The sequence below is a fragment of the Hydrogenophaga sp. GW456-12-10-14-TSB4 genome, from assembly GCF_059424305.1.
The window spans coordinates 26,017-40,716 of record NZ_JBWKZH010000053.1 but is presented as its reverse complement, the minus strand read 5'-3'; the positions used below and the strand labels follow the sequence as shown (position 1 = coordinate 40,716).

At 68.3% G+C, this 14,700-nt stretch carries 16 protein-coding genes; 9 read left to right on the top strand and 7 right to left on the bottom strand.

What is annotated here, in order from left to right:
- The 9 genes from AC07ZS_RS22075 to AC07ZS_RS22035 form a co-directional block, all read left to right on the top strand.
- On the top strand, positions 1 to 269 hold a 269-nt coding region (locus AC07ZS_RS22075), incomplete at its 5' end, for an FAD-binding protein (RefSeq protein WP_494800679.1).
- A gap of 272 nt (positions 270 to 541) precedes the next feature.
- A complete protein-coding gene (locus tag AC07ZS_RS22070; RefSeq protein ID WP_494800678.1) occupies positions 542 to 1,510 on the top strand; it encodes a tripartite tricarboxylate transporter substrate binding protein in 969 nt (322 codons plus the stop codon).
- Positions 1,511 to 1,512: 2 nt separating this feature from the next.
- Positions 1,513 to 1,875, top strand: coding sequence for a glycine cleavage system protein GcvH (gene gcvH / locus AC07ZS_RS22065; protein ID WP_494800677.1), 363 nt, complete (start codon positions 1,513 to 1,515; stop codon positions 1,873 to 1,875).
- A 41-nt stretch (positions 1,876 to 1,916) separates the two neighbouring features.
- Positions 1,917 to 2,366 (top strand): type II 3-dehydroquinate dehydratase, encoded by a 450-nt coding sequence (locus AC07ZS_RS22060; RefSeq protein ID WP_494800676.1) that lies wholly within the window; start codon positions 1,917 to 1,919, stop codon positions 2,364 to 2,366.
- Complete coding sequence (locus tag AC07ZS_RS22055) at positions 2,363 to 3,829, top strand: NAD(P)-binding domain-containing protein (RefSeq protein ID WP_494800675.1); 1,467 nt, start codon at positions 2,363 to 2,365, stop codon at positions 3,827 to 3,829. The genes AC07ZS_RS22060 and AC07ZS_RS22055 overlap by 4 nt, the downstream gene beginning before the upstream one ends.
- A complete protein-coding gene (locus AC07ZS_RS22050; RefSeq protein WP_494800674.1) occupies positions 3,826 to 5,019 on the top strand; it encodes a CMD domain-containing protein in 1,194 nt (397 codons plus the stop codon). The genes AC07ZS_RS22055 and AC07ZS_RS22050 overlap by 4 nt, the downstream gene beginning before the upstream one ends.
- 46 nt (positions 5,020 to 5,065) lie before the next feature.
- A complete protein-coding gene (locus AC07ZS_RS22045; RefSeq protein WP_494800673.1) occupies positions 5,066 to 6,118 on the top strand; it encodes a Gfo/Idh/MocA family protein in 1,053 nt (350 codons plus the stop codon).
- Positions 6,119 to 6,192: 74 nt separating this feature from the next.
- The gene (locus AC07ZS_RS22040) at positions 6,193 to 6,498 is read left to right on the top strand and encodes a YciI family protein (RefSeq protein ID WP_494800672.1); all 306 of its coding nucleotides are present in this window, start codon (positions 6,193 to 6,195) and stop codon (positions 6,496 to 6,498) included.
- A gap of 77 nt (positions 6,499 to 6,575) precedes the next feature.
- The gene (locus tag AC07ZS_RS22035; protein WP_494800671.1) at positions 6,576 to 7,874 is read left to right on the top strand and encodes a F390 synthetase-related protein; all 1,299 of its coding nucleotides are present in this window, start codon (positions 6,576 to 6,578) and stop codon (positions 7,872 to 7,874) included.
- On the opposite strand, the gene AC07ZS_RS22030 is transcribed toward AC07ZS_RS22035, so the two are convergent.
- The 7 genes from AC07ZS_RS22030 to AC07ZS_RS22000 form a co-directional block, all read right to left on the bottom strand.
- Entirely contained in the window at positions 7,859 to 8,857 is a 999-nt protein-coding gene (locus AC07ZS_RS22030) for a Rieske 2Fe-2S domain-containing protein (protein WP_494800670.1), read from the bottom strand. The genes AC07ZS_RS22035 and AC07ZS_RS22030 overlap by 16 nt on opposite strands.
- Positions 8,854 to 9,990 (bottom strand): hypothetical protein, encoded by a 1,137-nt coding sequence (locus AC07ZS_RS22025; RefSeq protein WP_494800669.1) that lies wholly within the window; start codon positions 9,988 to 9,990, stop codon positions 8,854 to 8,856. The genes AC07ZS_RS22030 and AC07ZS_RS22025 overlap by 4 nt, the downstream gene beginning before the upstream one ends.
- Entirely contained in the window at positions 9,987 to 11,144 is a 1,158-nt protein-coding gene (locus AC07ZS_RS22020) for an ATP-grasp domain-containing protein (protein WP_494800668.1), read from the bottom strand. Before AC07ZS_RS22020 ends, AC07ZS_RS22025 begins: the two co-directional genes overlap by 4 nt.
- Positions 11,141 to 11,995 (bottom strand): MBL fold metallo-hydrolase, encoded by an 855-nt coding sequence (locus AC07ZS_RS22015; RefSeq protein WP_494800667.1) that lies wholly within the window; start codon positions 11,993 to 11,995, stop codon positions 11,141 to 11,143. The genes AC07ZS_RS22020 and AC07ZS_RS22015 overlap by 4 nt, the downstream gene beginning before the upstream one ends.
- Positions 11,988 to 12,977, bottom strand: a complete 990-nt coding sequence (locus tag AC07ZS_RS22010) for an NAD-dependent epimerase/dehydratase family protein (RefSeq protein WP_494800666.1) — start codon at positions 12,975 to 12,977, stop codon at positions 11,988 to 11,990. Before AC07ZS_RS22010 ends, AC07ZS_RS22015 begins: the two co-directional genes overlap by 8 nt.
- Positions 12,974 to 13,966 carry a 3-oxoacyl-[acyl-carrier-protein] synthase III C-terminal domain-containing protein gene (locus AC07ZS_RS22005; protein WP_494800665.1) on the bottom strand — a complete coding sequence of 331 codons (993 nt, stop codon included), beginning with the start codon at positions 13,964 to 13,966 and terminating at the stop codon, positions 12,974 to 12,976. The genes AC07ZS_RS22010 and AC07ZS_RS22005 overlap by 4 nt, the downstream gene beginning before the upstream one ends.
- A gap of 152 nt (positions 13,967 to 14,118) precedes the next feature.
- On the bottom strand, positions 14,119 to 14,700 hold the full coding sequence (locus AC07ZS_RS22000) for a malonic semialdehyde reductase (RefSeq protein ID WP_494800664.1): 582 nt from the start codon (positions 14,698 to 14,700) through the stop codon (positions 14,119 to 14,121).

Below are 14,700 nucleotides of genomic sequence, written 5' to 3'. Positions count from 1 at the left end.
CCCCCAACCCCTGCGTGGCCCCCATCGAGCACGCGCCCTTCTACGCCGTGAAGGTGTTGCCGGGCAGCTTTGCCACCTTCGCCGGCCTGAAGACCAACGCCTCGGCTCAAGTGCTCGGGCGAGACGATCAACCCATCCCCGGCCTGTACGCCGTCGGCACCGACATGGCCAGCATCATGGGCGGCGTCTACCCCTCGGGCGGCATCAACCTGGGGCCCGCCATGACGTTCGGCTACATCGCCGCACGCCATGCCGCAGGGCTCGGCTGAATAGGGTTATGCGCGATTTTTAGCGCATGAAGAGGATTCCGCTCATCAATCGCCGATGCGTGGAAAATAATTCTCCACAAAGTGATGTCCAGGCGAATAAAGAAAACTTTTGCTCGGCTGGTACTTCTAGACTTTCCAGCATGCAAGCACATCACTCGGTTCATTCACGCTGGCCTGGAAAGTGCTGTCGATCTTCTCCTGCGCCTGACCGATTCGGCAGGCCTTGCCCCCTCCCCCTTTCTTTCCTTTCACATCACCTCAGAGGAACGCCCATGAAAGCACTTTTCTTCCGCGTGGCGCTGGCCGCCGCCGCCACGCTCACCTGCACCCTCGGCATGGCCCAGGGCGATGTCAACGACAAGCGCCCGGTGAGGCTGGTCGTGCCGTTCTCCGCCGGAGGGCAGCTGGACGCACTCGGCCGTTACTTCGGCGAGAAGCTCGCCGCCTCGCTGGAGGTGCCGGTCATCGTCGACAACCGCCCCGGCGCCTCCGGCATGATCGCCGCCTCCTTCGTGGCCAACGGACAGGCCGACGGCAAAACCATCTTCTTCACCACCGGTGGCCCGGTGTCCATCGCGCCGTCCCTTCACAAGAAGATGAGCTACGACCCGGCCGCCGATCTGGTGCCGGTCGCGATGGTCGCCGACATGCCGATGACCTTCGTGGTGCGGCCCGACAGTCCGTACAAGTCGATGAACGATCTGCTGACCGCCGCGCGCGCCACCCCCGGCAAGATCACGGTGGGCAACACCGGCATCGGCGCAGTGTCGCATCTGGCGACCGAGTTGCTGTCGCAAAAAATGGGCGTGAGCTTCGTCCAGGTGCCGTACCAGACCACGGCCACCCTCACTGACCTGATGGGGGGACAGCTCGACGTGCTGTCCACCAGCGCCACCTCGGTGGAAAAGCTTGTGGCATCCAACAAGATGCGCCCGCTCGCGACCTTCACGGACAAGCGCCTGAAGACCATGAACAACGCCCCCACCGTGGCCGAGGTCACCGGCGCCCAGGGCGTCGCGTTTCCGGTCTGGCTCGGTGTGATGGTGCGCCAGGGCACCGCCCCCGCGGTGGTCGAGAAGCTGTCGAACGCGCTGCTGACCGCCTGCGCGCTGCCGGAGACCACCACGCGCTTCACCGACATCATCGTCTGCGCCGGCCCGAAGCCGTTCGCGCAGGTCATCCAGGAAGACACGGCCCGATGGCGCGAAACCATCACCCGTGCCAACATCAAAGCGGAGTGAACATGAACCGATATACCGACGAGCACGTCTGGGTCCGCCTTGAAGATGGCGTGGCCATCGCAGGCATCACCTCCCACGCGCAAGACACCTTGGGTGAGATCGTCAGCGTCGGAATGCCCTCGGTGGGGGCCCGTTTCGATGCCGGCACCGCCGCCGGGGTGGTGGAGTCGATCAAGACCGCCTCCGACGTCCACATGCCCGCCTCGGGCGAAGTCCTCGCGGTGAACGAGCAACTGGTGAACGATCCTTCGCTGGCCAACTCCGATCCGCTGGGCTCGGGCTGGTTCTTCAAGTTCCGTCCCGACGACCCGGCCGCCATCGACAGCCTCATGGACGAGGCCACCTACGAGGCGCTCACCCGCTGAGCGCGGGGCAGCGCCTTCACACCACCCTTTCACTTCGCCAGATGACCACGCCTTCCATCCTGTTGATTCAGGGACCGAATCTTTCCTACCTGGGCAAGCGCCAACCCGAGATCTACGGCACCACCACCGCCGCCGAACTCGACCAGATCTGTCTGGCACACGCCCAGTCGCGCGGCTACAAGCTGGACATCTTCTACACGCACAGCGAGAGCGCGGCCATCGAGCGCATCTACGCCGCCGAGAACGAAGGCGTACAGGGCATCGTCATGAACCCTGCCAGCTTCTCGCGCAACGGCTACGCCATCGCCTCGTGCCTGCGCGCCGTGCCCATGCGCTATGTGGAGATCCACATCTCCAACATCGAAGCGCGCGGCTTTCCGTCCATGCTCGCGGCCGTGGCCGACGGCGTGGTCTACGGCTTCGGCCTGCGCTCCTACACCATCGGCCTGGACGCCATGCTCGGCCTGTTGCAGGACACCCCCACACCATGACGCCGACCACCTCTCTCGACGGCAGCGCGGGCCTGGCCGCGCTGGAAGCCCGCCTGGCCGAAGACCTGAGCCGGCTGGAACTGCCCGCCAAGCGCTGGGTGTTCCCGCGCACCCACGAGGGCGCACCCGTGCTCGACGTGGCGGTCATCGGTGCCGGCCAGTTCGGCCTCGCGGCCAGCGCCGCGCTGCGCCATCTGGGCATCGAAACGATCAACTTCGACGCTGCGCCCGCTGGCCTCGAAGGCCCCTGGGCCACCACCGCGCGCATGGAGACCTTGCGCTCGCCCAAGGAACTCACCGGCCCCGCGCTGGGCTTCGCCAGCCTCACCTTCCGCGCCTGGTTCGAGTCGCAGTGGGGCAAGACGGCCTGGGCCGCGCTCGACAAGATCCCGCGCCTGCAGTGGATGGACTACCTGCGCTGGTACCGCAAGGTCATGGCACTGGACGTGCGCAACCAGCACACCGTGACGAAGATCGAACCGCTGCCCGACGGCCTGGTGCGGCTGGGCATGGACACGCCCTCGGGCCCCCAGGTCCACACCGCGCGCCGTGTCGTGCTGGCCACCGGCTACGACGGCCTGGGCGGGCGCCGCCTGCCCGCCTTCGTCGACGGCCTTCCCACCGACCGCTGGTGCCACTCTTCCGACGTGTTCGACTTCAACCGCCTGCGCGGCCTGCGCGTGGGCGTGGTGGGCGCGGGCGCGTCGTCGATGGACAGCGCCGCCTCCGCGCTCGAAGCCGGCGCGGCCAGCGTGGACCTGCTGATCCGCCGCCGCGACATTCCGCGCATCAACAAGGTCAAGGGCGCCGGCAATTCCGGTTTTTCCTTCGGCCATTGGGACCTGCCCGATGAAGACAAGTGGCGCATCCGCCACTACATCAACGTGCAGCAGGTGCCGCCACCGCGCGCCAGTGTGCAGCGCGTCTCCCGCCACGCCAACGCGCGCTTCCACCTCGGCTGCCCGGTGCTCGACGTGCAGGCGGTCGGCGACGGCCTGCGCGTCACCACGCCCGAGCAGACCATGAACTTCGACTTCATGGTCTTCTCCACCGGCTTTCACATCGACTGGTCCGAGCGCGCCGCGTTCGCGCCGTTCGCGGCGCACGTGCGCTCGTGGGGCGATCGCTTCGTGGCCCCGCCGGGGCAGGACGACGCCGAGCTCGCGTCCTCACCCGATCTGGGCCGGGCCTTCGAGCTGCAGGAGCGCGTGCCCGGCGCCTGCCCCGGGCTGGACCACATCCACTGCTTCAACTTCCCGTCCGCCCTGACGCACGGCTACGTGTCCGGCGACATCCCGGGCATCTCGGTGGCCGCGCGCCGCCTGTCCGAGGGCATCGCCAGTTTGCTGTACCGCGAGAACTTCCCGCGTTATTTCGAGGCCATCGAGGCATTCGCCGAACCCGAAGTGTTCGGCGACGAATGGACCCCTTACCGACCCCAGAAAGAGAGCATCGCTTCATGAACACCCCCATCGCCCCCGTCCTGGAACAGGACCTGATCGACGACATCGCCCAACTGGCCGAAGGCTCGCCCGTGCATGCGCTGCGGCACCAGCGCGACAAGGTGGTGGCCACGGCCCAGCGCAGCCACGATGCGTTCTTCGGCGAAGCCGTGGAAGACACGGGCCCGCTCTCTCTCACGCACCGCCTGCTGGTCGCGCTCTACGCCTGCCGCCTCACGCCGTCCGAGACCCTGGCCGCACACTACCGCGAACGCCTGCAGGCGCTCGGCGCCGATGCCCGCACGGTGCGCCTGGTGGACACCGGCACCCCCGCCGAACTGAGTGCTGGCGTGGACGCACAGCTCGCCGCCCTGCTCAACTTCACGCGCATCCTGGCCACGCGCCCGATCGAAGGCGACCGCGCCGAACTCATGAAGCTGCCCGCCGCCGGCCTGAGCACCCCCGACACCGTGCTGCTGGCGCAACTCGTGTCCTTCCTGTCGTACCAGACGCGCATCGTCGCCGGCCTGCGCGCCATGGACGCGGCCGAAGGCACGCCGGAAACTCCCGCCGCAGCCGCGCCCGACCACGAAATGCTCTCCAACGACATGCTGCGCGTGAGCGCCAACGTGGAAGCCAACGGTTTCACCAACCGCATGCTGATGTGGCGCGCCTGGCTTGACGTGGTGAAGCTGGAGACCGCCACGCCGCAGCAGATCGCCGTGCTCGAAGCCAGCCACCAGTCCGCCAAGACGGCCGACTACTACCTCACCCTGGTGCACAACCCGGACATCCTGGACATCCGCTCGGCCGCCTTCAACGCCGTGATGTATGCCCCGCGCGGCCTCTCGCGCGCCGAGCGCGAACTGTGCGCCCTGGTCGCGTCGCGCGTCAACGGCTGCGTGTACTGCTGCTCGGTGCACTCGCGCTTCTTCGAGCAACTGGCCAAGCGCAACGATGTGATTGCGCAGGTCTACGCAGACCCGGCCACCGCGGGCACCAACGCCCGCGAGCGCGCGCTCATTGCCTTCGCGATCGAACTCACGCTCACGCCGCAGAACGTCAACACCGAGAGCCTTCGCCGCCTGAAAGACGCGGGCGTGGCGCCGCTGGACATCCTGGACGCGGTGCACGCCACCGCCATGTTCGGCTGGGCCAACCGCCTGATGCTCAACCTGGGCGAGCCCTACGAGGCCGACGCCGCCGCCTGACCGCACGCCCCGCGATACCTCTCACCCTGAACAGGACCCCGTTTTCATGACCGTTTCCGACAAGCCATCCGCCCCGCTGCGCCTGGGCATTCTGGGCTGCGCCAACGTGGCCAAACAATTCGCCCGCGATGTCACACCGAGCGAACACGTGAACCTCGTGGCCGTGGCCAGCCGCGACGCCGCCAATGCCAAAGCCTTCGCCGAGGCACAGGGTATCGGCAGGCACCACGGCAGCTACGAGGCCCTGCTGGCCGACCCCGATGTTGAGGCCATCTATCTGCCGCTGCCCAACAGCCTGCACGCCGAATGGGCGATCAAGGCCGCCGCGGCGGGCAAGCACGTGCTGTGCGAAAAGCCGCTGGCGATGGGGCCGGACGAAGCCCGCGCCATGTTCGACGCCGCACGCCAACACGGCGTGCTGCTGCTGGAAGCCTACCCCTATGCCCACCAGCCGCAGACGCAGGCCATGGTGCGCCTGATCGAAGAAGGCGCGATCGGCCAGGTGCGCTCCATGCAGGCCGTGTTCGGCTTCCGTCTGATGAACCTGAAGAACATCCGCATGCAACCCGAGTTGGGGGGCGGCAGCCTGCTCGATGCGGGCAGTTACGCGCTGAGCATCATCCGCCTCGTGATGGGTGCTGCGCCCGTGCGCGTGGCGGCCGATGCCACCTGGGCCGACAGCGGCGTGGACATCAGCACCACGGCCACGCTGTACTTCGCCGATGGACGCCGCGCACAGCTCTCCTGCGCGATGGACGTGGCCAACGTGCGCCGGGCCACGATCAACGGCAGCGACGGCACCATCGAAACCGAGTTCCTCAACCACACCAGCGACCAGGCCGCCGGCAATGCGGTGGGCTATCTGCCCAGCGAGCTGCGCGTGCGCCGGGGCATTGCCGCCAACCTCCCGTTCGAGCCGCAGACCACCGCCACGGGCAGCGGTTTCCGCTTTGCCGCCGAAGCCTTCGCCCGCATGGTGCGCGAGCGCGACACCCAGGCCATGGAACGCGCGGCGGTGGTCAGCATCGAGAACGCCGCCACGCTGGTGGCCCTGGCAGAGAGCGGCCGGCTCGGCCAGCCGGTCGACGTCCGGCTCTGATGCATGCGCGGGCCGCCGGGCCGAGAACCTGGCGGCCTTCAACTCCCCTCACCTCTTTCACATCAGGACCACCCGTGAGCGACACCCCCGTCTTCGCCATCTACTGCAAAGACAAACCGAACACCGCCTCCCTGCGCGCCGAGAACATCCACTTGCACCGCGCGTACCTGGGCGCCACCCCGACCCGGATCCTGCTGGCGGGCCCGCTCCTGAGCGAAGACCGCTCGCAGATGACCGGCAGCCTTTTCATCATCGAGGCCAGGGACCGCGCCGAGGCCGAAGCCTTCAACGCGCAAGACCCGTTCCGCGGTCTGGGCCTGTGGGCGAGCATCGACATCGTGCCCTTCGCCGTCGCGCGGCACGGCTTCAACGCCAGCTGACGCTGCTTGCGTGTAAAGTTCCCGGCGGTTGCGCTTCACACCGTTGCGGCCAGTATCCAGGGTTCAAAGCACCATTCATGCACGTGGGTTACCTTGCCGCCGCGGCCGCGTTCGGCCGCACCCGCTGGCTCGCGGCGAGCCTGCGGTCCCGGCCGCAGCTCGAGGCCTACCAGGCCATGCGCGTTCGCGCGCTGCTGGCGCATGCCCAGCGGCACTTCACGCACTACCGGAACAGCAGCCCGTCGTCCCTCGCGGCGCTGCCGATCATGGACAAGCCGCAGCTCCTGGCCAACTTCCAGGCATGCAATCGCGCTGGCATCACGCTGGAGAGCGTGCGCGAGACGCTGGCGAGCGGCAATGAAGCGCTTTCCGGGCACGTGGTTGGCCAGAGCACGGGCACGTCCGGCAACCGCGGCTACTACGTCATCACCGACGCGGAGCGCTACGCCTGGCTGGGCACACTGCTGGCCAAGGCCCTCCCCGATGCCCTCTGGCGCCGGCACCGGGTCGCGCTGGCCTTGCCCGGTCTTTCGCGCCTGTACCGGTCCGCTTCTTCCGGCAGCAGGATCTCGCTGGCGTACTTCGATCTTGCACAGGGCGTGGACGCCTGGCTCGATGCGTTCAAGCGCTTTGATGCGGACACCATCGTGGCGCCCCCCAAAGTGCTTCGCCACCTGGCGGAACGGGGCGTGCTGCGCTCGGAACGCATCTTCAGCGGGGCCGAGGTGCTTGACCCGCTGGATCGCGAATCCATAGAACACCATGCGCGCACCCAGGTGCGCGAGATCTACATGGCGACCGAGGGCCTTTTCGGCGTGTCGTGTGCGCACGGCACACTGCATCTGGCGGAAGACGTCGTCCACTTCGAGTGGCAACGGCCGAGCCCTGACTCGAGCCTGCGGACCCCGCTGGTCACCGACTTCACCCGCCGCGCGCAGGCCATGATCCGCTACCGCATGAACGACCTGCTGGCTCTGCAGGCGCAACCCTGCCCCTGCGGCTCGATCCTGCAGCCCATCTCGCGCGTGGAGGGACGTCAGGACGATGTCTTCTGGCTGCAGACGAGCTCGGGCGCCTGGCGGATGGTGACGCCGGACCTGATCCGCAACGCCATCGTCGATGCGTCGTCAGCGATCCGCGACTTTCGCGCCGTGCAGACAGCACCCGACCGCATTGAAGTGATGCTGCCGCTGGACGTACCCGCCGGGGTCGAAGACCGGGTCTTGCAGGCCCTGAAATCACGGCTGGAGGACATGGCGGTCGGTCCGGTGGAACTCACCCTCGGCCACACGATGGATGTGCCGATGGACCGCAAGCTGCGCCGCGTCCGCCGCGCCTGGACGCCGCCAGCCGCAGCCACTCACAGCCAGAACTGAAGCTCGCGCTCTTCGTCGGGCGGTACATGGCCGTTCGCCAGGCGCCAGATCAGCGGACCGAAGAGATCCAGCGGCCCGTGGTGGTAGTCGGGCCCCCCCATGCACTCGATGGTCTCGGCCTGCAAAGCCAGGGCGCGCCGGTCCTGGCGCAGCACAGGGGTATGGAACGCGATCAGCGCCTGCCGCTTCAACCACGCGGGCAGCAAACCGCGAGGCGTGGCGAAATGCGCAAACGGGCGTGTTCGATCCTGGGATTCGGGAACGAAGACCACCGTGATGGCCAGGGTGAACGCGTGGTCGCTTTCAAAGGCGAGCTGGGCGGTGGTCGGCGCCGCGTAGCGACCGATGCTGGTTGTGCGACGGCCCTCGAACAGGCGCGGCAGCCACGCCGACGCCGTACCCGCCTCGGTGTAGCGAGCCTCGCCGCCGGCCGCACCGCTGGTGAAGCGAACGTCCACCGCTCGCCGCGCATCCGGACGCCGCACGAGATACGGATGCAGGAAATGAGGGTGCGCAGGGTCCAGCAGATTCTCGATCGCGTCGAGCAGGCGCGCCCTGCTCGCGGGCAAGGGCCACCAGAACCGGTCCAGCGACGGGTCACTGAGCTCGGGCCTCAGCACCGGGAAAGGCGGGGGCTGCGTGGCCAGCGAAACCCACACCAGCCCGGCGGCTTCGTGCACGGCCAGCGCCCGCGCTCCGACGTCGGGCACGGTATGGGCGCCGGGCACACCCACGCAATGGCCGCGGCCATCGAAGCGCCACCCGTGGTAGGCACAGACCAGGTGGCCAGCGCAAACCTTGCCGCGCGAGAGCGGCACGTTGCGATGAGGGCACCGATCCACCAGCGCCACCGCATCCGGGCCGGCGCGAAACAGCACCACCGGCACATCCATCAGCGTTCGCGCCAGTGGACGCCTCAGTTCGTGCGAGTGCGCCAGCGGATGCCAGCCCGCTGCGACGGCCACCGGCCACTGGGCGCTCACAGCTGCCTCCGCCGCAGGATGGGAACCGCCACCTGCCACAGCACGCCCGCGAAGCATCGCAGCAGCCAGCGGCGCCACCGGGGTACCGACCCGGTCCAGACGGCGGTGCATTCAACCACCGGCCGGGCGCCTCGCACCCGTTTGAAATCGGCCGCCCCCGCCGACGCGTGCAACCGCGCACCCAACGCCTGCGCCTGTTCGGAGAACAAGTAGCTGGCGATCCGGTACAAACCCTCCGAACGCGGGCGCGCCGTGTCGTACCCCACCACCGGTGGCGTCAGGACCCCGTTCCTCACCAGGCTGCCCGCCACCGACAGGATGGCGCCGTCGTGGTCGCGCACAACGCGATAGCGCAACAACCCCGAGCGGTGCGTGAGCTCGATCCATGCGGGTGTGAAGATGGGATTCAGGGCCGAGTACTTGTCGACATACAGCATCCGATACAGCTGCGCGATCCGTTCGGCGTCGCCGGGCCGCAAGGTCTCCAGTTCCTCCACCTTCATGCCGCTGCGTCGCAGGATCCTGGCGTCATGACCGACCGATTTGCGCGGCCTCCAGCCGCTGGCCACATCATCGATCACCCACACCTGCCGGCTGGGCAACATCAACCAGCCGTCGGCTTGCAGCGCAGCTGTCAGGCGCGGTGAAGACCACGGGTCGACCGATCGCACCGCGATGTGGTGATGGGGAAAGCGCTCCTGCACGGTCTGCCGCACTTGCGGGAGATCGCTGCCGTCCCAGTCACCGTGCAGGTTGGTGGACAGCAGCCAGTTGTCCACGTGCACGATCCGGTCGATCCGGGCCGCGCGCAACAGGACATCGACCCCGGAGATGGCCGCCAACAGCAGGGGTCGCCACGCGCCGACGTCCACCAGCGCCAGCTCCTCCCGCCCGTAGAACACGTAGGCGCTGCGCGGCAGGCAGACGTAACTGTCCCCGCGCTCAAGATCGTTCACGGTCACCGGGTACACCCGGTCGCCGCTGCGCAAGGCCCACCAGCGCGTGCGCACGTTCGAGACCATGGCCTTGACACTTGCCTGAGCGATGGCCTCGATGTACTGCCGTTCCACGGGACGCCCTGCCGGCCACGCATCGGGCGGCGGATCGAGCGGATCGAACAGCACCGCGCTCACTGGATCACCTCGCCGTTCCACTCGATGTCATCGGTGGTCTGCCGCGCTGGGCTGCGGTGGCGCGACAGGCCGGTCCAGGCGAAGCGCCCGGCGTCCAGCAGCGCACCCACAGCAACAAGAACCCCACCAGCGCCGAGCAGGGCGTCATGGCCACGGCGCATGTCCGCGGCCCAGCGCCGCAGCTCACCGTCCCGCAGGGCCTGGGGCATGCCCAGGAGGACCATGGCGGGGCCGAGATACGCCAGCCCTTGCGTGCGGTGCACGGGCGGACCGCTGCCCAGCATCGCCTGCGCCAAGGCAGCGTCGCCAGAGAAGAGATGCACCCCGCTGACCGCGCGGGGATTGCATTCGATGGGTACGGCCTCGCCGTCAGGGCGCAGGATGATGTCGAAGGACAGTTGCCCGGTGATGCGCCCAGCGGCGGCCAGCGTGCGAGCCACCTCCAGCGCCGCCGGGCAGTCGATCGCTTCAAAAGCGAAGGACGCGGAGCGGCCGAGGCGCCAGAGAGGCCGGTAAGCAACGCTGGCAACGATGTCACCGTCAACGGCGGCGGTCCACAGGCAAATCTCATCGCCTTGAACGAACGCCTGCACAGCCCAACGGCAGTCCACGGAGGCCTGCAGCCCGGCAAGCTGACGCGCAGTGGGCCGGATCAGGGTTGCCGTTCCGAAGCGGGAGAACTCCGGCTTCAGCACGAGACCCTGCCGGGCGTCCACGGCGAGGTTTGAGGCCTCCCGCGCGGACGCAATGGCCGTGGTCTCGGGCGCCGCGATGCCCAGTTCGCGCGCCCAGGCGGCGAACTCGATCTTGGAGTGCAGGCGTCGCAGCGTGTCCGGCGGTGGCGCCATCACCTGCGCCGCGAAGCCACGGCGCGACCCAGCCTCCGCCGCGTAGAACACCTCCTCGCAGGTCGGGACGATGACGCCATCCGGGTGGCGTTGCACCCAGTCCTGCAGCGCATCGGCATAGGCGGCGAAAGCATGACGGGCCGGCGGGAGCCGAAGCACCTGGCCACGCCCCACGCGCGCTGCACGCGCGGCATGCGCGGCCACGGAATCGCCGAGCGAGACAGGGTGGCCCGCCGCCGCGAAGGCGCGCGCCAGCTCGATGGCGACGGGTGCGCGGGCACCGGTGACGAGCACAGCCCGTGTCATGGCTGCTCGCCCGCTTCCGCGCGCGCGGCTGCAGCACGCTGTCGGCAGTGGTAAGGCGTGATCAGGACATCGGCGTTGCGGGTGTGCAGGGAATGCAGCGCGGCGAGAGTCCGCCGGGCGACGCCGGTTGTGCCAAGGAAGGCGGTCGTGATGGCGGGCGGCGGCACGTTCCGGGTGATCGCATCCGACGACCAGGCGGCATCGCCCACCAGGAAATGCAAGCCCCGGGCACGATCCGCCACCAGCAGGCCCCAATGACCTGGACAATGCCCAGGCAGTTCCACGGCCAACAGCGATCCATCGCCGAGCAGGTCGGCACCCTCCTCGAATGGGTGCAGATCCCGTGGCAAGGCCACGCGCGGCCGATCTTCAAAGAACAGCGCGCGCTCGGGCAGGTCGACGGGCAACAGCCCACGCAAGACCCCGTTGCAGACGCTCCTGAAACGGCCGCCCTGCATGGCACCCACGAACCCGGCGCGCGCGCAGTGCACGGCCGCATGGCCGAATGCCCGCAGGCCCGCGACATGGTCGGCGTGGAAGTGCGACAGCACGACGTGGCGCACCTCCTCGGGCGATATCCCCAGTTCGCGGCAGCGAGACGCCGCATCGTGCCCATCGGGCAGGTGCATGGGCGTGAGCCAGCGGTAGAAGCGCTCTGGTGTGGTCTGCGTGGCCTCTGTGAAAGCGGGCGCATACCCCGTGTCGAACAACACCGGCCCTTCGATCGGGTGCAGCAACAAGGCCGGCAATGCCGGAAACGGCGTGGCCCGCCAGGTACCGCCATGCAGCGTCATGGCTTCCGGGTGGTTGCACCAGCCAGCGTTCAGCACGTGAACCGCCACCTCACGCATGCGCCCCCTCCTGCAGCGCCCAGATGATGGCGTCCTCGGGCGAATGCCGCGGTGTCCATTGCAAGCGGGTGCGCGCCGCCGTCAGGTCGAAGGTCTGGGACCATGCAGCCACCATGGCGCCGTAGCGCGTCAGCGGCGGCTCGGGCCGGCTGGGCCACAGCCGTGCCAGCGTTTCGGCCAAGGCCCCCATGGCGAGCGACAGATGGGGGTTGATCGAGTGCACGCGAAGCGGCCGGCCCAGGGCATCGAACACGAGGGACGCAATCTGGGCGATGGGCATCGGCTTGCCACCGGAAACATTGAAGACCTGTCCGTTCACGGCCTCGGCGAGCGAGCACGCGGCCAGCAAGGCAGCGACCACGTCGCGCGCGTCGGTCAGTTCAACCAGCGCCCGCCCACCCGCGGGAAGCCAGACAGCCCCGCGATCCGCTGCCCGCAGCAGACGTGGCAACAGCACGGAGTCGAAGGGGCTGACGATCGCGCGCGGGCGCAACACCACGGTGGCCATGCCCGTCGAGGCCGCCTTGCGCACCAGTCGTTCGCCCTCGAACTTGGTTCGCGCATAGTCGTTCACCCAACGCGAGGGCAGAGGCGAGTCTTCGGTCAGAAGAAGTTGGTGGCGCCGGTCGACGTAGATCGAGGGCGTCGACGTGTGGATGAAGCGGCGGCAGCCGTGTGCCTGTGCCGCTTCCAGCAGACGGTGCGTGGCCGTCACGTTGGCCATCTCGAAAGCCGCGCGCCGCCCCCAGGGCGAGGACAGGGCGGCGAGGTGGAACACGGTGTCGACGCCGTCCAGCAACGGATCGAGCGCATCCCGCGTCAGGTCGGCGGCGCGGAAAGAGATGCCCGGCCCCACCAGCGCACGGCCGATGTGGTCCTGTCGACCGGTCGCGACAACCTCGCAACCCTGCGCCGCGAGCGCTGGCACCAGCACGCGCCCGAGGCCGCCGGTAGCGCCCGTCACCAGGACGCGGCCGTTCACCACTGCAGCACGGCTCCGCCAAGGGAAATGCCGGCAGACGAGCCGATCAGCAGCGCGCGCTCCCCCGGTCTCAGGCGACCGGTGACCCTGGCGACGTGCAAGGCATGCGGCAGGCTGGTAGCGATCTGATTGCCGTGCTCCGCAAAGAGATCGATCGTCTTCGCATGCCCGTCGGGCACATAGCGCTTGAGATGTTGAAGAGCCGGTTGGCTGGCCTGGTGCGGCACCACGGTCGAGATGCCATCCAGGCGCGTGCCGGCCGCGCCCAGCAGTCTCTCCATGAATTTCGGGAACCGGCGGGCAGTCGCACGGAACACACCGAGCCCGTCCATGCGGAATTTCGCCGCGGCCAGAAACTGGTCCAGCCCGTCCGCAGGCCTCAGCCGCGTTCCACCAGCCTCCAGACGGCACAGCGCAGCGCCGTCAGCGTAGGTTTCCAGGCGCAGCCCCAGGCACTGATGTGGGCCATCGGCCGCCAGTGCAAACGCAGCGGCACCGTCTCCGAAGATGACGGACGCCTCGGGGTTGTCGAAGTCGAGCGCCGCCGATGCGATATCGGCGGTGAACACCAGCGCGCGTCGCCAGCGGCCGAGCGCGAAGCCGGCCAGCACGTGATCGAGCGCGAGCAAGAAGGACAGGCAGGTCGCGTTGACGTCGTAGGCAGCGATTCCACTGCCTCCGAGCCCCAGCCGGCGCTGCACCAGGGGCGCGGTTCCCGGGATGGGCTGCTCCATCACGCCGCAGGCGCCCACAATGACATCCACACTGTCGGCAGCCCACCCAGCGTCCTGCAAGGCCTGACGGGCGGCCTGAGCAGCCAACGCGGAGCTTGTTTCCTCCGCATCCGCCCAGCGGCGCTGCCTGATTCCAAAGGTTGCTGCGACATGCCCGTCCGGCATGCCGATGCGACGATCGATCTCCGAGGAACTCACGACCCGGCGCGGGAGCGCGATCCCGCTGCCGGAGATGTTGAAGTAGGCTTTTGTCATCTCTGGCTTTCAGGCAGTCCGACACAGACTGCGACCCTGCGAAGCGTCGTGCCGCAGGCTGAAATGCCCAACGCTCCGCCAGCTAGGAGCGAAAGTATCGCATCACGGTCACAGCGCGAGCGGCAGAACGGCCACCGCCACCCGCGGCCCGTTCAGAGCACCTGGCAAGCCTGCTCGAAACTCAGGCGCGCATTGCGGTCGAACACCTTGCCATCCCCGTAGCCGAGGTTGATCAGGAAGTTCGCGCGCCAGCGGCCGTCGGGGAAGAACTCGGCGTTCACCTTGGCCAGGTCCACGCCGCTCATGGGGCCGCAGTCCAGGCCCAGCGCGCGCGCCGCGATGATGAAGTAGGCCCCGCCCAGCGTGCTGTTGCGGGTGGCCGTGGCTTCGCTCAGCGCGGGGTTGCTCTCGAAGTTCTCCTTCGCGCCTTCACGGTGCCACACCTGGGGCATGAACTCGTGAAAGCGGTTGTCGGCACACACGATGACCGTGACCGGCGCCGCGCGCGTCTTGTCCAGGTTGCCCGGCGAGAGCGCAGGCAGCAGGCGCGCGCGCGCCTCGGGCGTCTTGAGGAACACATAGCGCGCGGGCTGCGTGTTCATCGAGGTCGGCCCCATGCGGGCGATGTCGTACACCTGCTTCAGCAGCTCGTCGGGCACGGGCTTGTCGAGGAAGGTGTTGGCGGTGCGCGCCTTGAGGAAGATCTGGTCGAGGGCTTGCGCGTCGAGGGTCAT